Source organism: endosymbiont GvMRE of Glomus versiforme (assembly GCF_003546845.1).
In genome coordinates this window covers 1-18,574 of sequence record NZ_NWVA01000002.1, presented here as the reverse complement: position 1 = coordinate 18,574, position 18,574 = coordinate 1, and the positions used below count along the sequence as shown (strand labels likewise).

Genomic DNA, 18,574 nt, shown 5'->3' with positions numbered 1-18,574 from the left:
TAGTTAATGCTTAAAAATTTATAATCAATGCACCCATTGCCTGAATTAAAGATTGAAATTACCCAGATTGAGGAAGACAAAATTTTTTTGAAAACTAATTATAGTTGAGCGATTTGTTTAAATGCTGAAAATAATGGTAAACCCCAAAGTTATTATCTAACAAAAAACCTGCTTAACTTTCGCAAACTAAAAAAAATATTTCCTGATTACACATTTCCTGCTGGTGAATGGCAAATAAAAAAAATAAATTTCCAATTAAGACCTTACCAAGAAAAAGACGTCAGTTTTCTTAGCCAGCAAAAAAGTGTCGGCATTTTTAACGAAATGCGCACCGGAAAAACCCCCACGGCCTTGGCAATTTTTCAACGCTGAAAAGTTCCTAACTTAATTATTATTTGTCCCAGCATTCTTCAAGCCCAATGACAAGAAGCAGTGGAAAATTGACTGAACCAGCCGGCTTATTTGCTTAGTTATTTATCACTAGCAGAAAGGCAAATTATTTACCAAAAATTTTGCCAAGAAAAAAACTTAATTATTATCATTTCCAAAGATATCTTTAAAATTGACAGTAAGTATTTTCGAGACTTGCGGAAAAAGAAAAAACCTATTTTTTGTTCACTAATTGACGAAGCCCATTACTTAAGGAATTACCAATCCCAACAAAGTAAAAGCCTTTATACCTTAAAAGATAGTGAATATAAAATGGCTTTAACCGGAACACCAGTGGTTAACCATCCGAGTGATATTTTTGGTATTTTAAAATTTCTCCAACCGGAAATTTATACCTCTTACTGAAAATTTGCGGAAGAATTTTTTTTAGTGAGAGAAACAGAAATTCCCAAAGCACCAAGAATCTTTAAAATCAAAAAAGTTTTGGGCTTCAAAAATGAAAAAGCAAGCCAAGAATTACAAAGAAAATTAAATCAAATCTCTGTTGCTCGTAAACAAAAAGAAGTTTTGCCCTGATTACCTTTAATTGAACAGCAAGAAATAAAATTATTGCTGGAAAAAAGCCAACAAATGCTTTACTCTCGCTGAACTCAAAAATGAGATAAAAATTATCCTTTGGAGTTTCTGGCAAAACTAAAAACTTTAACCTTATTTCCTCCTGCTCTCATTTATGAGGGAAAAGACAAAAGGGACTTTTTGACTGAAGAAGACCGAAAATTATTGAAGGACTGTCAAGGGAGTAAAATTTCTTACTTGGTCAATTTTTGTCAAACAAGTTCCCAACAAAGCTTGCTTATTTTTTCTACTCGCACGGAAACTTTTTTGGAACCCTTAGCCCAGGCTTTACAAAAGGCAAAATTAAAGCCATCTTTGCTTACCGGCAAAGTTTCTCACCAGCAAAGAATTGAATTTATTAATGCTTTCCAACAGCAAAAAATTAAAATTTTGCTTTGTAATATCCAAAGCGCGGGCTTAGGTCTAAACTTAAGTCAAGCCGATATTGCTATTTTTGCGGACCGCAGTTATTCCCCGGCTGACAACGAACAAGCTGAAGCCCGATTTTTACCCACTAGAGAAAGCGAAAATCCCAAAACTCGTTTAATTATCGATTTGGTTTGTAAAGGGACCATTGACGAAAAAATTTCGAATCTTCTGAAAAAAAAAAAAGACATTACCAAAATAATTATCTCTTATCCTGAATATTTATTATAATTAAACAAAATTTTCCAATAGTTAGCCGAAATTCAAGGGATAAATGAACTGTATGGATAGTTCGTTAACTAAGAATTTACACAAAAAATTAGACCAAGAGAGAGAAAAAATTTCTTAATAAACAATTACAAGAAACTCAGCACAAAATTGATAAAAAGAAACAGTAATCAAGCAAAATCAATTAGAGTTTTAATTAACCAAACTAACTGCTAATTTTTATTATGCTAGGAACTTTGATTTTTCCACTATCTTTTGAGTTAGCACAGTTCGTCTAGGTTATTGACATGTGTGTGTTTGTGTGTGACATTATGATTCGTTCAAAACTTTTTTTCTTTCCCTAGTAAATGACTTTTTGTTTTTGCCTTTAAACTTGGATGCTAAGAGCAAAATCACTAAAATCAAATTAATTAAAACCAAAGGTATAAAAAACCAGTAATAATACTTGTCTAAGAAAAATTGTTTAGTTTGAGCAGTATCTGCATTAACTCAGTCTAACCGAGAAAGCAAAGGATCGGACAATTTTTCAGTTTCGCGAGTAGAAGTAGTAGCAATAAGAATAAACCTTGATAAGTCTACTTCTTCATCAAATAATTTATCATTTTGTTGAGAATCAAATACTGGTAATAAAGATTCTTCCAAAGCCTGATTTTTGCCAATTTTTTCAATATTCTTAAAGCAAATGACCGGAAATTCTCCTTTTTCAACTAGTTTGTTTATTTTGTGGTTCGCCGTAAATCCGAAGAATTTCTTTTTCTACTTATTTAAGTCAGATTGAGCATTGAAATGCTGACCAAAATCAATTAAATTAATTTGTTCTTGTTGTTCCTCTAAAATAAATTGTTCATAAGCCTTTGGCACAAAATGACCCTACAAATTTTTTGTCTATTGTTTTTAATTCTTTGTTATTAATAATCACTTCCTAATACATTTTAATTATACTTCCTAGAACAACTGGCATTTTTAAGGCTTTTTTGACCCACTTTTAGTTTGACAAGAATTTTTGAATCGAACAATTAAAAAAACACAAAAAGATTTCTTTGATTTCTTAGTCCTATGACATACTTAATCAGAAAAAATTATTTCCCTAAACAAAATTCGCTAAAAATAACATCTAGCAATTTTTCGTTATACTCTTTGCCACTCAGTTCTTTTAGCAAATGAAAGATTATCTTTAAGTCACCGCTTACTACATCTAAAGGAATTTCTTGTTTTAAGGCTTGAATAATTTCGTCGATTTTTTTCGCTAATTCTTGCAATTTGCTTTGTTGTCAACTGTGGCTTAAAAAAGGATAAGGAGAATGAATGTTCCCTAAATTTTTGGTTAGCAATTTTTCTACTCCTGCCTCTAAGCCTTTAATTTCCTCTCTTTTAGCATTAATTGATACTGGATTTTTGGCTAAAATTTCATTGGGCAATTTCAGTTTTTTTTTTAAGTCGGTTTTGTTGATAATAATTACTATTTTTTTGTTTTTTACTAATTTCCAAATTTTAGTATCCTCTTGACTCCAGGCTCGAGAATTATCAAGCAAAAAGAAAGTTAATTCGGCTTTTTTGAGAACTTTTTGACTACGGGACACACCAATTTTTTCCACAATGTTTTTGGCTTTGCGAATGCCAGCAGTATCAAAAAGAATTAATGGTATTCCTTTTAAGTTATATTTTCCTTCAATTACATCACGAGTAGTTCCAGCCAGAGAAGAAACAATGGCTTTTTCCTCTTGAAGAAGAGCGTTTAAAAGAGTAGATTTTCCGACATTAGGTTTACCTATGATAGCAACTTTAACTCCTTCTTGGTAAATTCTGGCTTGCTGACCCAAGGAAAGTAATTTTTCTAATTCTCGCCTTATTTTTTGTAAGCGATTTAATGCTGCTTTGCCAGTTAAATATTCTACTCCATCATATTCAGGATAATCAATGTTAACTTCGATTATAGCAATAATTTTTAATAATTGGTCAGCAATAATTTTTAATAATTTGGTAAATTCTTTCTGGGTTTGGGGATTTAAGTTATGTAAGGCTAATTTACTAGCCGAAAGAGTAGGAGCACGAATTAAATCATTAATGGCTTGGGCTTGAATTAAATTTAATTTATCATTGAAAAAAGCCTGTTTGGTAAATTCACCTTCTTTAGCTAACTCAGTCCCATTTTCTAAAATTAATCTCAATATTTGATTAACAATAAATAAATTTCCATGACAACTAATTTCTATCACATCTTCTCCGGTAAAAGAGTGAGGTTTGTAAAAACACAAAAGTAAAACTTGGTCAATGATTTCTTTATTTTGATTAATGATATTACCAACAACTAATTGAGGTTTTTTTTGTGGGTATTCAGGCAAAGGATGGTCGAAAATCTTCCTAATTAAATTATAAGTTTCGGGTCCTGATATTCTAATTAAAGCAATATTTTGCGTAACTGGAGCAGTAACTAAAGCAGTAATAGTTTTTTCACTAAACATAGATTAAATTTTGGCAATAATAATGCTATTCTCTAACTTTAATTTTTCTAATAATTCCTTTTCTGTTAATTCAACTTCTTTTTTTGGTGATGAATGGGCGTAAGTTAATTTTAATTTTTCGTTTTCTATCTCTTTTTTTCCAATTACTAAATAACAAGGAATTTTTTTTGTATAAATTTGATTAATTTGGTATTTTAAAGTTTTTTCTGGTAACCAAATTTCACTGCGAAAGTTATTCGCTAACAACTTTTTTTGTAAATTTTTACTATATTCCTTTACTTCCTTTTGGTCGTTTATAGGTAAGATAACTAATTGAATTGGTGCTAACCAAAAAGGCAGTTTTCCTTGGGTCTGTTCTAATAATAAAGCAATAAAACGCTGGTAAGTGCCAATTGGGGAGTGGTGAATAATGGCTGGGGTTTGTAATTTTTGCTCTTTGTCAATATAATTTAAACCAAATTTTTGGGGTAAAACAAAATCAAATTGAATAGTGGAAACTGTGACATTTTTTCCGTCGGCAGTTTGGATTTCAATGTCTAATTTTGGACCATAAAAGGCCGCTTCTCCTTTTAAAATTATGTAATCTAAATTCAACTCGTTAAGGGAATTTACTAAAAGTTCCTCCGAATATTTTCATAATTTCTTGTCAGAGTGATATTTCTCGCGATTGTTAGGGTCATGGAGTGAACAAACTAGACGAGAAACTTTAAAATTGAGAGCAGTTAAAATTTCATTAATAAAATGATAATTTTTTTTGAATTCCTCTTTCAACTGCTCCGGAACCACGAAAATATGGTGGTCAACTAATTCCATGCTCCGTGCTCTTTCTAAACCTTTCAGGGCTCCGGAAGTCTCATAACGAAATAAAAGGGAATTTTCACACAAACGAAAAGGCAGTTCTCGATAAGAACGAGGTCTTTGCTGATAAATTAAGCAATGATGTGGGCAAGTCATAGGGCGCAAGTAATAAGTTTCATTATTACGACTGATTTCGGGAAACATATAATCTTGGTAATGAGATAAATGTCCACTAGTTTGGTATAATTCCTTGTTTCCCAAAATAGGGGTAATTACTTCTTGAAAATCATGCTCAGCTCATTTTTGGCGAATAAACTGCTGAATTTGGTTGCGAATAATTGTTCAATTAGGTAAAAGAATTGGTAATCCTTGACCAGCCTTTTCATCAAGAATATATAAATCCAAATTTTCGGCAATTTCGCGGTGGTCTTGTTTTTTTACTTCCATTTGTTATTAATAAAAATTTTTAACTTCGCAAATAAAAAAACGAGAGAACTCATAAAAAAATAATATTAAGTTATTAACAAGATATTTACACGCGTATGAGAAGACTTGAATTTAACCATGGTTTTTTGCCTATAAGTATATTTTATGGTATACCAAAAAAATCTATATATAACTCCCCAGTAAACTACATATAGATTAAAAACAAGTATTATGACTATTTGACCAATTATTATAACAGAATTAAAAGTTAATTTTGAAATTAGTTGTGAAACTTGCGGAAAAAAAGTAAATTGTTTAAGAAGTGTCATTGATAAAGGAATGTGGGGAGAAAGAATCTCTCTTGATTGCCCTTGTTATAAAGTGGCTTTAATGACAACAGAAAGCGAAGGAAGATTTTTCAGAACTACTGCAAAAATCGATTTATTAATCACAGCTGAATGCAAGAAATGCCAAAAAAGTATTCCTCCAAAAAGTTCGGGGTTCTGAGGATGACCACGAAGAGATGGATTTAAAGATAGTTTTAGTTGTTCTAATTGTCAAGCTAAAATAAACTATTTTCGTCAAGAACTCAATCATTGAGCCGACAACTTGCTTGATAGTTCAAATTATGTAGTTGCAATTATGAGTGACAAAGTTCCTCCAATATTCTATAACACATTTTACAAACAAATACACTCTTCCGATTCACTAATTGTTCCTGAAAAATTGAAACAAAACACTAAGTTAATTGATAAAAGTTCAGAAGAATTAGAAAGCATTAGAGGAGCTATCGAAGAATTCCTTAAATTATGAAGAATTCATCTTTCTAAACAGCAAGAGCTAGCCAAAAAGCAAAAACAAACAACTTATTCAAATTACATAAAATGAACTGGCGTTAGTGTTGGCTTAACGAGTGCTGCTTTGGCTTTTAAAAGCGATAATGAAGATATTTCCAATTCTGCTACTTCGCTTGCTTTAGCTAGTGGAATAGTTGGAGCAGTCGGCGAAGCTTGAAAAACAATGTCGTTGGAAAACAAAATAAATAACTTAGAAACTAATTTAAATGAGAATCAAGAAAAGTTTTATCGTGAAGCGAAAGAATTAAGAGAAAAATCCATCACTAAACTAATTAAAATACATCAAATTTTATCTTTGCTAAGCAGAACCCCTACTAATTCTGAAACAGTAAATAGAGCTTTCGGTAATTTTTTAGAAGTAGCTAGTAATTTACCTAAAGAAAGTAAAGAAATTAATAATCAAACTTATCCACACACAATTGTCATAGATATTTTTGAACAAACTGAGCAAAAAAGGAAAGAAAACAAAGAAATTGAGCAATTCATTCAATCTTTTTGAGTTAATTGAAGCGAGATTGATAGAGCGATAAAAAACTTGAGAGAAAAGGTGAATTTATCGAAAACAGATGTCTGATTAGATGAAAATCAGCAACAATTACCAGTTTCTTCAGGAACTTTAGATTCAAATTTAACAACTAATAATAACCAATCAACTGGTAACGAAATCATTGAATTAACTACTTTTTCTGACAATTCAATAAATAGCCAACAATCTTCCTTGCCTAACTTAACTGATAATATTCATTCCTCTTTTACTCCCCAACTAATTCAACCTTGAACTAATCAAAACTTCACCCCAGAGCAAACCAAGCAGTGAATTGAAGTTGGTTTAACCGCTAATGAAGCTAACTTTGCTGCTTGATTGCGGGACATAAAAAGTAAAGATGTTGAAGACTTTGCTAACCCCCAGTGAATAAAAGAAAAAATTGCCACCAAAGACTTAGATTTAAATGAATTAAGGCAAGCTTATCAAGAAGAAAGTAAGGAAGTTAAAATAGATATGCAAGCTCAAATTATCCAACCACCAAAAGGAGGGAGTAACTAATGCTCTCTCTCTCTCTCTCTCTCTGTGTGTGTGTGTGTGTGTGCGTGTGTAAAGGAGGTTTAACATATGGTAGATAAAGACAAACAACAAGCAGAATTAAGGGCTTTTGGGCTTTATTTTCCACAATATGATTGAGAACAAGGAGTATTAAGAGAAATCAAAAAAGACCTAGAAAAAATCAAAAAAATAACTAATTTAGAGGAAAAATATCAGAAGGCTAAATTCTTTTGAGATAAGCATAATACTAATGAAATTTACGCTAAAAACCATTACATCAGTGGCGAACTAGGTAAACTAGGAATTAGTTTTAATGACACAATCGCAAAATACCGCCAACTAATCAGAGAATTATGAGACTTACAAATCGAAACTATAAGAGAACTAGAAAAACAAAAAAAATCCACTAAACCAAGCACTAAAAACCAATCTAAACCTAAACGGTATAAACCAAAACCTCAACAAGAAAACTGAACCTGCCAAGAATGCTTTTCAGAAATCAAGACCGGAGAAGAATACTGATATCACACTACTAAGCATGACAACAAAAAATTCTGTTCTGAAGAATGCTTTAGCGACCATTACAGCCAAACTTGCTCTAATTGTTTTAAAAAAACCCTAGAATACTATCCTGATAAACAATATCCTTCATTAGTTTATTGTTGAGACTGTCAGCAAGAAAGAGAGTATATCTGCTGAGGTTGTGCCAAAACTAAAGAAGGAGATTATTATGCTGAAAAGGATAGTTCAAAGTATTGTTCTAAGGAATGTTATGCTCGAATGTGTGGAGAGTTATGTAATTACTGTGCTAATAACGTTTTAGAGTTTTATCATGATGAAGAAAACCGTAATATTATAATTTGCGTTGATTGTAAGAAAAAAGGCGAAGACAAAAAATTTGACTTTGATGGCAAAAAACATGTTAAAGATATAGTGGAAGCCATGAAAAAAGCTATGAAAGAAAAGTCTGAAAAAGAACAAAATAATAACAAGGATAGTGCTGATGATCAAGCAATAGAGAGAGAGAGAGAGAGAGAGAGAGCAAACCTGAACACAATTCGCCTAATGACCAGCCTATCATTAATAATCCTCAATTAAACCAATTCTTCTCCAAAGCTAAACAGAAAATTATTCAGATTTATGGAGAGAATTCCAAAGAATATCAAGAGTTATTAGAACAACAGCAATTATTATCTAATGCTTCCAGAGAAGAACAAAAACAGTTCCTCAATCTAGCCCAAGAATTAAGTAAACTAGAAAGTAAATTAATTTTTAATCCTGAAACTAAACAAATAGACTTATCTAAACTTAATGCTGATGAGCAAACTAAATATTCTCAAATAACCCAAGAAATCAGTGAATTATTAGAAAAACTAAAGCAAGAACAAGCTAAACAAGAAAAAAAATCTAATAATCTTAAACTAACCTTCTGAATAACAGGAAGTTTCTTAATAGGAGCAAGTTTAGTTGGTTTGATAGTTTGGTTAGTGATGAGGAAAAGAAAAGTTTAATATCTTCTATCATCTTTAATGGCAATTTGCCACACAGCATAGATAGCTAAGCATATTAGGATATTTTCTAGGGTAAGAAAAGCCATAATGCCTTTTTTGTCTCCGTCATCGGAACCTTTACCGACAGAAGTGATATTTTTGTTGTTGTCTTTAATTCTATTATTAAGGTCTTTTATTTTGTCAGCAATTTCTTTTTTTTCATTTCTTATATTGCCGAGTTCTTCTTCAAGAACGACAACTTTTCTTCTTCATTTAGTTCTTTCTTCCTCAGAAAGAGAAGAGTCATTGGCTTTGTTTTTGGCATGCTCTAACTCTTTTTCTTTTTGTTTTTCTTCGCTATCTAATTCTTCATGCTTGTTTTTTAACTCATTAATTTCAGTATGAAGTTTCTCATTATCTTTCTTCAAAGTCTCAATAGTTTGACCTCTGATTTCAAGGTCTTTAGCTTGATTTTTAGTTTTGGTTTCTTCTTGGTCTAATTTACTACCAATAAGATTTCCGGCAATAGCTCCTCCTCCACTAGCTATAAGTAAAGGCACTACTACTGCAGAAGCTGTTCCTCCAGTCATAATTACACAAGCTGCACCAATAGCACAACCAGCACAAGTGCAAAGTGTTTGCCAAAGTCCCATTATTTGGTGGCTCCTTTCGTGTTTTTTTCTTTCATATTTAGTTCTTTTTTTAGTAAAGCAAGTTGGTTAGTGAATTCTTTTAATTGTAAGTGATATTTACCAATTAAATTGGCTCAAGATTTAAGGGAAGCTTTGGTGTTTTGGATGAGGGATTCAATTTGGATTATTTTTTCTTGGATTTGTTTATTATTGTTTTTATTCATAGTTTTTTGCTTTTTGTGAAGTTAATGGGCTAAGGGCTTCAGTATCTCCTCCTTCCTCGGTCGCTGTTTAAGTGTTCTCCTATAGAAGTGAGAAGAATGGAAATTTCATTAGAAAAGTTATCTATACTAGTAGACATGGCATTTTGGCCCACATCTATTGAATCTCTGATTTCGGTAATAGTGTCATTCATTTCATTTAGTCTAGCATCAATAGCTTTGCTGATATCTTTACTGAGTTTGTTGGTAGTAAGTTTTAGGGTTGAATCCACGATGGCTAATACTTCTTCTAGTTTCGGATTACGGGGATTGATAAACTCACCTTCAAAAGCTTCTAATTGCTTGCTATCATAAAGATGCCAAAAGAACTCAAAGAATTCGCCTCATTTAATTTTTACTTTTTTGTCTTTTGGTTCATTATCATCATCTTCTTGTTCCTCGGTGTTTTCTTCGTCTCTTTCAGGCTCATATTCAGCACCAGGATTGTTGTTAATAAACTTATTTCAAAATTCTTTTCTAGGATTGGTGGCACCATCTTTTTCTTTGCCAAGGAAATCCCGGTCAAAGATAATTTTGTTAAATCGGTTAACCCACTTATTATCTTCAGCATTCAAAGTCTTATTTTTTGTTCAATGCTCAGGAAACTGGTGACTAATGCCTGCTTGCTCAGCGTAGTAGGTAAATGTTTCTAAAGTTCAACTAAAATCAAGAGGATTGCTTAATCTTCCTGACTGATAAACGGCTTGATTAACATTATCTAAGTGATTAGTGGCCGCAATTCAGAGATTTTTGCTTTCTTCGGATTTGTTATCACTACCCATACATTCTTTTAGAAAAGTTAATTGTGAAGAGGCATCTTTTGGCGGTAAAAGGTGAGTGGTACATACTTGGTCGGCTTCATCAAGGAAAAGGATATAGCGAACTTCTTCGTCTTCTTCTCTTTTAAAGTTAAAGTTGTCTGCTAAGTCGTGAGTTATAGTGCTAATAGTGTAAATAAACTTTATCAAAAGACTAACTCCTGCTTCATTATCAGGTTTTCTAGGAGTTAAACTCGAACCTTGGATTACTACTAGCGGATATCTGTCCGCTTCATAAGCCAATTTCTCTGCCATTACTGATTTACCGGTTCGTGGTACTCCGTAGAATAAGGCGTTGTTGTCTAAATTCCCTGGGTCTCTAGGATTAAATGTTCCTCTTGCAGGGTCAGGCTTAACTTTATTTTCTCATTCTTCGATTAAAGGACTAAATTTATAATCTTTTACTTGCTCTTCAAGAGTAAGTTCGCCATGACCATTGGCTTTGGCAAACTGTTTTTCTTCTTCAGATAAATCGTTTCAGAGAGATGGTGGAAATTGTATCCTGTAAATGCCATTAATATCAAAACTTGGTGGTTCTTCTCCAAGCATTTTAGATATTTTAGTTCAAGCATTTTCAAAACTTTGTCTGTTTCTTATTAGCCATCTGTCGGCTCAATTGTGTATTTGTCTTCTCCAGTGAAGACCTTGTCTCTTAAATCTTTCTTGCTCAATTAATCCAACTGCCTTATTTTTAACTTCATTAAGTTCTCTTAGAGAAGTTTTTTCAATCTTTTCTGTGCATTGCTCAATAATCTTTTTGATTTCTGGTAATTCTAGTTCTGTTTCAGTGCAGGCTGCTTTTACGAACTTAACTGCCTCTTCTTTTAACTTTCTTGGCTTATCTCTTTCCTCTTCTTCCAGCTCCTCTGCCTTTTTGTCAATTGCTTTAAGCATTTTCTCACCAAAAGTTTTTACTTGGGAGGGCAAGTAGAGATTATTTAAGTATTCTTCTCAGTTTTCTTTATTTTCTCATAAAGATTTGTCCAGTTTTTCAGGATAGACTTTAAAATTTTCTTTAAATGCTTCTTCAATCTCTCCTTTAACTCTATTTCTCTCTTGTGGCAAATAAGCCAGAAAATAGTAAGCAATTCCTCCTATGAGAATTAAGGCAATTAGCATGGTGATTTGCTTTTGTTTTTTTTTATTTCTAGTTTCAGTGAGTTTTTTTTGCTCTAGTTCATCAAATTCGTTGTAATACATATTATTCTCTAAGTTTTTTTAGTAATTCAATACGTTTCAATACTCTTTCTTCCATGGCTGCTTCAGCTTTTTCCTTGCGTCGCAAAACTTCAGTGGGATCTTCTTGTTTAGCGAGGTAATAAATGATAAAGACTAGGAGGGCAATAATTCCAATTAGAATCAGACCACGTTGTCAGGGTTCTAGGTTGGTATAATGAGGGCTGAAATTATCTCACAACTCTCCGGCTTTTTGTTCTAATTTTTCGGTTTGTTCACCAAGTTTTTGTTTTAGTTCTTGAGCATCTAAGTCGAGGTTAAATTGGTTGGTCATGGTTAATAATCGTATTCGTCATACCTCCGAATTGGCTTATTGCTCTGGTTCATGAGTAAAAAAAGAACTACTAGAACTACTATTGCCAGGATAATTAATTGCTGATTGGGTTGATTGTCGTCTTTGTCTTTTTTTTTGTTTTTTGGAGGTTTTTTATTATTGTTTCCATCAGGATCATCGCTATCGTTGTCATCGCCAAAAGGATTGTTAGGATCACTAGGGTCTTTGTTTCGACCACTTCCGCCTCCTCCGTTGCCATTGCCACCATTTCCCGAACCATCTCTATCGCCTTTTTCAATTGCTCTTCGCATTGCTTCAATCATGTCGGAGACATACTTGCTAGGGTCAAATCTGAATTTATTAGAATGTGCCTTATGTTCTGCGTATTTTTGTTGGAGTAATTTGCCGTCGTTTTCAATTTCTTCTAAAAGGGCGGCTTTTTCAGATGGACTGATATTTGGATCCATAGCTTTTCGCTTATTTTCTTCCATTCTTGCTTTTATTTCGTTTATCTCTAATTCAAGTTGTCTCAATTCCTCTACTCATTTGTAAGTTTCTTTTTCCAATAAAGATTTTACTTTTTCTATCTCTTTCTTGTTCTGCTTGATTACTTTCTCTACATGTTTATCCATGGCTTCTTCGCCTCAAATAATACATATTCCAAACATGGAACTGTGAGCACCGATATGAGGTCTTAAACCATTAATAGCTTCTTCGCATCTTCTAACGAAATCATTCTTTTTGGAATTAAACTCTACTTCACTAGTGCATTGTTTTAAGACGTCTTTGATGTTTCCTAAACTTTCGATATTGGCAAATCCTCTCGCTAAAGTCTCACAGTCTTCATGTAAATTATGAGAGGCACCATAATTACAGTGTCCACCAGTTCAATAACCAGCATCACCAGAAGATTTGCTTTTAGGACGAGTTCTTCCTGCTCTACTAAAAAGTCTTTCTATTTCTTGAGCACTATATCCTTTCATGATTATTTACTTTCTCCTTTCTTCACTTTTCCCCAAAAAAACTCTCCCCAATAAATCCTACTACTCAGGTAGCTAAACCCATAATAATTCCAATCATCATCCAACCACTCATTATCCATGTCTCCTTTCAATCATTCTTGCTCATTCCCCTAACTTCCCTTTCACTGAAATAACTTTTTGATTTAACCCTTGACAATTATTCTGTAAATCTTTAAATTCTGGTAAGGTATTAATTTCAGCAGTTATTCCCGCCTCTAAAACCTTAATTAATTTAGTTAAATCAATTTGATTGTTAGCATTAATGGTTCATTTTCAAGATAAACCACTCCGAGAACCACCTCATTCACTATTGTCTTTCATGGCTGTTGATACTGAAAATTGGTCAGCAGCATCACTGGAAAAGACTATTTTGCTTTTACAGAGAGACGAATTATTTTCATAAACAAGCAAATAACAACTAAGCAAACTTACTTCAAATTTGACTGTTGTTGAAGAAATTCCTCGGTTAGTTATTAAACTTGCTTGTTTTTCTTCATCCCAGGTTAGTGAGGCTAATAATATTGTAATATCTCCTGAATCACGAAAAGATTTCAGTTTCCTAACTAACTCCCTGAGAGAGAATGGTTTTTCTATGGTCATAGTTTTTATAAACTCCTCCCTAATTCTTGGAATTCTTTAATAAGTTTCTCTAATATCTTCTCATTTTCGGAGTTTTCTTTCATTTGGAGTTCTAATTTACGATTGCTTTCAGCTAACTTTTGGTTAGTTTCAGTGATAGTTTGGGTATTGGTGGCTAGTTTGGTTTTAATTTTGGTTTGGAGTGTGCTTCATTCAGTGGCTAATTGTTGTAATTTATCTTTTAAGTTCATATTATTTGATTTCTTGGTTTAGTTTTTGCATGGAGGCTATTAGGTTATTAAGCGTTGTTTCTAGGGCTGATTGGTCTTGGTTAGAGGGCAGGTTATCAGTTTGTGTTTCTTTATCATTAGTAGGCTTTTGGGTAGGCTTTAACTGGCTTTCTAGCTTGTTTTTAAGCATAGTTAAGTTTCAAGACTTATTAGTATCTATTCCTTGCTCTTGGGCTCAGAGGGCAACTTGGTTTCATTGGTTGGTTAAGAGGGAAATTTGTTTATCACTTAAATTAGTTTGAGTTTGAGTAGATTTAAGGGCAGGTTGAAGGCTTTTAGGAATAGTTTTTGGGTGTTCTTGTTTTTGACTGAAATAATAGACTATTAGGATTAAAAGAATAGCAATTATTAAGATTTTATTCATAGATTAGTTGGTTTAGAGGAAGATTAAAGGGTAAAAGGGCAAGTTATCTAGGGAAGCAATTAAGAAGTAGGCTGTTAACAGACCACTTAGGAAGGAAATTAGTCCCATTTACATCATTTTACCTCTCCAATTTTTTGTTTTCATTCTCAGCGAAAGTTTTGGCAATCACTGGAAGTATACTTTCTCTTTAATTCTAGTTGGCCAGTTTCAAGCAATTCTAGAATATAGAAAACTAAATAAACCCCACAGTTATAACCATCTTTTTGCTTGTCTCCTTGGAGAATTTGGATATTATTTTCTAGTTCAGTAATTTGGCTAATGAAAGGCTTTAATTGTTTTACTTCACTTTCTATTCCTCACCCAGAAGAAGTATAATAAACTTGATAATTAGAGCATTCCTCTCCAAAAGTTAAGTTTTGTAAAATAAATAATCCTCAGTGATTTCCTGAAACTCGCAAAGGAAACAACACATATTCAGCTTTATTTCACTCTAATTCTTGGAGGAATTCAGGTAAAGGTCAATCTTGTTGGTCTTTAGCTCTTTGGAAAGCATTATAGATATTAGCGATATCAGTGCGGAGTGTGAATTGTTTTTGCTTAGTTAAAGCTTCCTGTATTCTTGGGTGATTAGTTAAAATGAATTCTAGGTTATCATCAGTAAGTCAGCCATAATCAGCTTCATTAGTTGGCTTAGGAACCGGCAAATTAATTCATTCTTTTAAGGATTGGCTAATCATTTCATTAAAGCCATCTAAACTTTTTAGGCTCCAGAGAGTTTGTAAGTATTCATGACGAGGTTTGTTTTCAGTTTCTAAGGTGTTGATTGCTTGAGTTATCTTGGCTTTTTGTTGCGGGTTAGTGAAAGTAGTTTGCCAGATTTCAAGGGAATTAAGGATTTTTTGGCGATAAGTTTCATCAGGGTTAAGGGATTGTTCAGTGATGGTTTGGGCAGGTTCTAGGGCTTTAGGTTCATAAGTAGCATCAGGGCAATAGATAAATTCAGGGTCAGGGATTGAGATGTTAGGAGGAAAGTTAATTATGGACGAGTGAGGAAGAGAGGATGAGCTAATAGTGGGCAGGATTGGCTTAATAACAGGTTTTTTTTGAGTAATAACAGGTCGGGTAGGCTTAGTTTCTTGGTTTAGGTAATAAATCATTAGGGCAAGGATAATTAAAAGAATTAATACTTGGGTCTTACTCATACTAACTCATTAGGAAATAGAGCACTATCAGGGCAATAATGGCATATATTCAGAGGTTTTTATTAGTTGGGTACTTAGCTTCTAATTGTTCTTGGAGAGTTTGTTTTTCTTGCTGAACTTTGGTTAATTCTTTTTGAAGATTTTGGAAAGCATCTCCTTCTACTGAGGCTGATTCTAGTTTATTTATTCATTCAGTGAGTTTAGTGATTTCTTGGTTGGCAGTGTTAAGTTTAGTTTGGAGGTCAGTGTTTCTTTCTTGGATTAGGGCATAAGTTTCTTGTTTTTTGGTTAGTGCTTCTTCTTTTTGGTTTAAGGTGGTTTGATGGTCGGTGGCAGTTTGGCGGGCTTGTTCTTGGCTGTTGGTTAATTGGTTTTGTGTGTCTTGGAGAGTGTTTTCAGTGGTTTTTAAAGTATCTCTTAAATAGTCAGCAGATTGCTTGAATTTGTCTTTTTCTTGGCTAAGTTCTTGAATATTAGTTTCTAATTTTTGCTTTTCTTTTTCTCACTCTTGGAGAGCTTCTTGTCTTTCTTTTAAAAGCCTTTCCTCAGTATCTTGCTTGGTTTTTTCTAAGTCTTTTAGTTGCTTTTCCAAAGCAGTTTTTTGCCCTTGTAATTGTTTTTCAGCTTCAGTTTTAGTTTTTAGGTTAGTTTCTAACTGGGCCACTTTTTCAGTTAATTCTTTTTTTTCTTTTTGGCTAGTGTTAGTCAGATTAGTGACTTCTTGCCGCAAATTGGTGATGGTTTGCTCACTATTAGTTTGCAAATTGGTTAATTCCTGAGTGAGTTTATCCTTGTCTTCTTGCTTAGTTTTTTTTAAGTTTTCTATTTGCTGATTTAAACCGGTAATAGTGTTATTTAGGTTAGTTACAGCTTGGTTTTTGGCTTCTTGTAAGCGAGTTAATTGCTCTTGTTTTAGTGTGATTTGTTGTTCCTTCTGGCGAATTTGCTCTTGGTAAACACTCTCTTTGGCTTGCTGTTCACTAACTTTGTTTTCTAAGGTTTGGATTTTTTCCAATAACTCTATTTCTTTTCTTAAATGCTTAGTAGGTTTACGGGTGTTGTCTCTTAAATTGGTTAACTCTTGTTTCTTTCTTTGGATTTTAGTATTAAGAGGTTCATTAGGGTCACTAGTGGTTTCAGTTCAAGAACCAGGCATATTAGAGCTAGTTTCTTGGCTTTCATACTCAATAAGTTGGGCTTTTAATTGGTTTATTTCTGCTTTTCAAGCATCTAGGAAAATATAAGGAGACTTTTTAAACTTAACTTGATAAGTACTAAGTACAACTAGTCGAGGACAATTAGATAAGTCTAATTCAGTTATTTTAGTTTGTGATATATTAAGTGCTTCTAGATTTGGGCAACAAGACAAATCAAGTTCTTTAATACCACTTTGTTGAATATTTAGCTCAGCAAGTTTCGGATTATTGGTTAAGTCTATCCTTTTCATCCGAGAACCATAAACATCTATTTCAGTGAGTTCAGAGCAATTACTAAAATCAATAGTGTCAAGATTATCGCTTTTTTTAAGTATTGAATTAAAATTAAAAATTTTTAACTTTTTATTTTGGCTAATATCAACTTTACTTATATTTCCTAAACTTACATAATTATGGCTTGTTTTTATTATCTCTAAATCTGGATAATCGGCAAAACTTAATTCTCCCTCTACTTTTGATAATTTGTCTTTTTCTTGGTGGGCTTCATAGGGAAGTAAAATTATTTGTTTAACATTTTTATCAGGAAACTTTTCTTGTAATCATTTTTGAACATTTACCATGTTAGTGGGTTCCTCCTTTTGCTCTCTCTCTCTCTCTCTCTCTCTCTCTCTTTGGTCTACTTCTTGCATTCATTGTAAAGATATCACATAGTATTTGCTAAGTCAATGAATAGTGTAAGCTGCTGATCGTTCATTTTTTTCTTTTGTAAAATTCTCTTTTTGGTAATCAAAGAAAGAAGGTCAATAGGGCAAGTTTTCTTTTCTTTCGGGCTTTTCTTCCAACCACTGCTTAAATTCTTCTAAGTTGTATTTAGTCATAATATTTTTCCTTTCGGGTTAATCAGGTGGCTAGTAAATAAACTGCGGCGAGTAAAAACACTGGTCCTCAGTCTCACCAAGAATTAGTTTCTTTAATGCTCTCGGGGTTATTTATCCTTAATTCAGCAGCTCTTTGGTAATCATTTACTTGCTGATTTAAGTCGTTCATTTGCTGTTGGGTTTGGTTTAATTTATTCCTTAACTGTTTATTTTCAGTTTCTTGGCGGGTAATTTCTTGAGTGGCATCTTTGACAGTTTCTTCTAATTCTTGCTGTAGTTCAGTGATACGAACATTAGGGTCTTTTTTTAAGTTATCAATTTGTTTCTGGGCTAAGTTTAATCAATCCTGATTTACTGAATCTAATTGTTGTTCTTTTTGGTCTAATTCAGCAATGGCTTTTTGGAGATTAGTGAGATAATTCTGGGCAGTTTGCTGACTAAAAACTAACTCTTGCTTTAATTGGGTGATTTGCTGGGTTAAATTAGGCTGTTTCAGGGCAGGTTGGGAAAGAGTTCTTTTTAAGGGCTGGGGTGACAAAGGGGTTGAGGAAATATCTCCTGCTGATTTAGAGCGTTTTAGCTGACTAGGTTTAAAGTTTCCTTGGGCAAATTCTTGCTCTATTTCTTGGTTAAGTTCTTGGTTTTTAGTCATGGTTTTTTAATTCATTTATTTGTTCTTGTAAATGGTAAAGGTCTTTTTTTCAGGGCTTAGTTTCAGGAGCATTAGTGTTTCGGTAATAAAGGTAAATTACTAGCAAAGCAAGCAAGATTATCAGGATAATAGTCATATTATTTTCGGGTTTGTTTTAAATAGCAAGTTCAGCAAATATCAATTCAAGGACTAGGGAAGACGTATTTCTTGTGGCAAAAGAGGCAATTAGGCACAGTTTTTTTCTTTGAAAGCTTGGAATTCTTTTTTGAGTTGGTCAATTTGTTTTTGCTCTTTACCGTTCTTTTTTTCTAGGCTAGCAGTTCTAGCACTGAGTTTTAAATTATAGCCAAAAAACATGGCTAAGAGAAAAGTGATAACCGCAAAAGCACCCATGGCGATATACAGGGCTAATTTAGCATTCTGAGCCGCTAATTGGCAACAGTCAATCATACTTAGGCTTTAAGAAACTCACTCAA

General features: G+C 33.0%; 20 protein-coding genes. 3 read left to right on the top strand and 17 right to left on the bottom strand.

Annotated features, from left to right (window positions below):
* Positions 1–27: 27 nt before the first annotated feature.
* The gene (locus GvMRE_RS03695; protein ID WP_147409929.1) at positions 28–1,662 is read left to right on the top strand and encodes a DEAD/DEAH box helicase; all 1,635 of its coding nucleotides are present in this window, start codon (positions 28–30) and stop codon (positions 1,660–1,662) included.
* Between the two features lie 306 nt (positions 1,663–1,968).
* Here the strand turns inward: GvMRE_RS03695 and GvMRE_RS03690 are convergent, their stop codons facing one another.
* The 3 genes from GvMRE_RS03690 to thrS all read right to left on the bottom strand — a co-directional run bounded on the left by GvMRE_RS03690 (position 1,969) and on the right by thrS (position 5,366).
* Positions 1,969–2,301, bottom strand: a complete 333-nt coding sequence (locus GvMRE_RS03690; protein ID WP_147409928.1) for a P-loop NTPase family protein — start codon at positions 2,299–2,301, stop codon at positions 1,969–1,971.
* Between the two features lie 437 nt (positions 2,302–2,738).
* Positions 2,739–4,121: a tRNA uridine-5-carboxymethylaminomethyl(34) synthesis GTPase MnmE gene (gene mnmE, locus GvMRE_RS03685; protein WP_147409927.1), complete on the bottom strand. Its 1,383-nt coding sequence runs from the start codon at positions 4,119–4,121 to the stop codon at positions 2,739–2,741.
* 3 nt (positions 4,122–4,124) lie between these two features.
* The gene (thrS, locus tag GvMRE_RS03680) at positions 4,125–5,366 is read right to left on the bottom strand and encodes a threonine--tRNA ligase (protein WP_147409926.1); all 1,242 of its coding nucleotides are present in this window, start codon (positions 5,364–5,366) and stop codon (positions 4,125–4,127) included.
* A 210-nt stretch (positions 5,367–5,576) separates the two neighbouring features.
* Between thrS and GvMRE_RS03675 the strand changes: the two genes are divergently transcribed.
* Positions 5,577–7,247, top strand: coding sequence for a hypothetical protein (locus tag GvMRE_RS03675; protein WP_147409925.1), 1,671 nt, complete (start codon positions 5,577–5,579; stop codon positions 7,245–7,247).
* A 66-nt stretch (positions 7,248–7,313) separates the two neighbouring features.
* Positions 7,314–8,342, top strand: coding sequence for a hypothetical protein (locus GvMRE_RS03670; protein ID WP_147409924.1), 1,029 nt, complete (start codon positions 7,314–7,316; stop codon positions 8,340–8,342).
* A gap of 409 nt (positions 8,343–8,751) precedes the next feature.
* Here the strand turns inward: GvMRE_RS03670 and GvMRE_RS03660 are convergent, their stop codons facing one another.
* The 14 genes from GvMRE_RS03660 to GvMRE_RS03605 form a co-directional block, all read right to left on the bottom strand.
* The gene (locus tag GvMRE_RS03660; protein WP_147409923.1) at positions 8,752–9,387 is read right to left on the bottom strand and encodes a hypothetical protein; all 636 of its coding nucleotides are present in this window, start codon (positions 9,385–9,387) and stop codon (positions 8,752–8,754) included.
* Positions 9,387–9,590: a hypothetical protein gene (locus tag GvMRE_RS03655; protein ID WP_147409922.1), complete on the bottom strand. Its 204-nt coding sequence runs from the start codon at positions 9,588–9,590 to the stop codon at positions 9,387–9,389. Before GvMRE_RS03655 ends, GvMRE_RS03660 begins: the two co-directional genes overlap by 1 nt.
* A gap of 29 nt (positions 9,591–9,619) precedes the next feature.
* Entirely contained in the window at positions 9,620–11,644 is a 2,025-nt protein-coding gene (locus GvMRE_RS03650) for an AAA family ATPase (protein ID WP_147409921.1), read from the bottom strand.
* A 1-nt stretch (position 11,645) separates the two neighbouring features.
* Positions 11,646–11,954 (bottom strand): hypothetical protein, encoded by a 309-nt coding sequence (locus GvMRE_RS03645; RefSeq protein WP_147409920.1) that lies wholly within the window; start codon positions 11,952–11,954, stop codon positions 11,646–11,648.
* 2 nt (positions 11,955–11,956) lie between these two features.
* Positions 11,957–12,937, bottom strand: coding sequence for an OmpH/Skp family outer membrane protein (locus GvMRE_RS03640; protein ID WP_147409919.1), 981 nt, complete (start codon positions 12,935–12,937; stop codon positions 11,957–11,959).
* Positions 12,924–13,082 (bottom strand): hypothetical protein, encoded by a 159-nt coding sequence (locus GvMRE_RS13490; protein ID WP_172575243.1) that lies wholly within the window; start codon positions 13,080–13,082, stop codon positions 12,924–12,926. Before GvMRE_RS13490 ends, GvMRE_RS03640 begins: the two co-directional genes overlap by 14 nt.
* Complete coding sequence (locus GvMRE_RS03635) at positions 13,049–13,576, bottom strand: hypothetical protein (protein WP_147409918.1); 528 nt, start codon at positions 13,574–13,576, stop codon at positions 13,049–13,051. Before GvMRE_RS03635 ends, GvMRE_RS13490 begins: the two co-directional genes overlap by 34 nt.
* A gap of 5 nt (positions 13,577–13,581) precedes the next feature.
* Positions 13,582–13,806: a hypothetical protein gene (locus GvMRE_RS03630; protein WP_147409917.1), complete on the bottom strand. Its 225-nt coding sequence runs from the start codon at positions 13,804–13,806 to the stop codon at positions 13,582–13,584.
* A gap of 1 nt (position 13,807) precedes the next feature.
* Positions 13,808–14,209, bottom strand: a complete 402-nt coding sequence (locus GvMRE_RS03625; RefSeq protein ID WP_147409916.1) for a hypothetical protein — start codon at positions 14,207–14,209, stop codon at positions 13,808–13,810.
* Between the two features lie 98 nt (positions 14,210–14,307).
* Positions 14,308–15,411: a hypothetical protein gene (locus GvMRE_RS03620; RefSeq protein ID WP_147409915.1), complete on the bottom strand. Its 1,104-nt coding sequence runs from the start codon at positions 15,409–15,411 to the stop codon at positions 14,308–14,310.
* A gap of 1 nt (position 15,412) precedes the next feature.
* Complete coding sequence (locus GvMRE_RS03615) at positions 15,413–17,446, bottom strand: leucine-rich repeat domain-containing protein (RefSeq protein WP_147409914.1); 2,034 nt, start codon at positions 17,444–17,446, stop codon at positions 15,413–15,415.
* Complete coding sequence (locus GvMRE_RS03610; protein ID WP_147409913.1) at positions 17,439–18,098, bottom strand: hypothetical protein; 660 nt, start codon at positions 18,096–18,098, stop codon at positions 17,439–17,441. The genes GvMRE_RS03615 and GvMRE_RS03610 overlap by 8 nt, the downstream gene beginning before the upstream one ends.
* Positions 18,091–18,234: a hypothetical protein gene (locus tag GvMRE_RS13485; RefSeq protein ID WP_172575242.1), complete on the bottom strand. Its 144-nt coding sequence runs from the start codon at positions 18,232–18,234 to the stop codon at positions 18,091–18,093. The genes GvMRE_RS03610 and GvMRE_RS13485 overlap by 8 nt, the downstream gene beginning before the upstream one ends.
* Before the next feature lie 89 nt (positions 18,235–18,323).
* Positions 18,324–18,548, bottom strand: coding sequence for a hypothetical protein (locus GvMRE_RS03605; RefSeq protein WP_147409912.1), 225 nt, complete (start codon positions 18,546–18,548; stop codon positions 18,324–18,326).
* Positions 18,549–18,574: the final 26 nt, after the last annotated feature.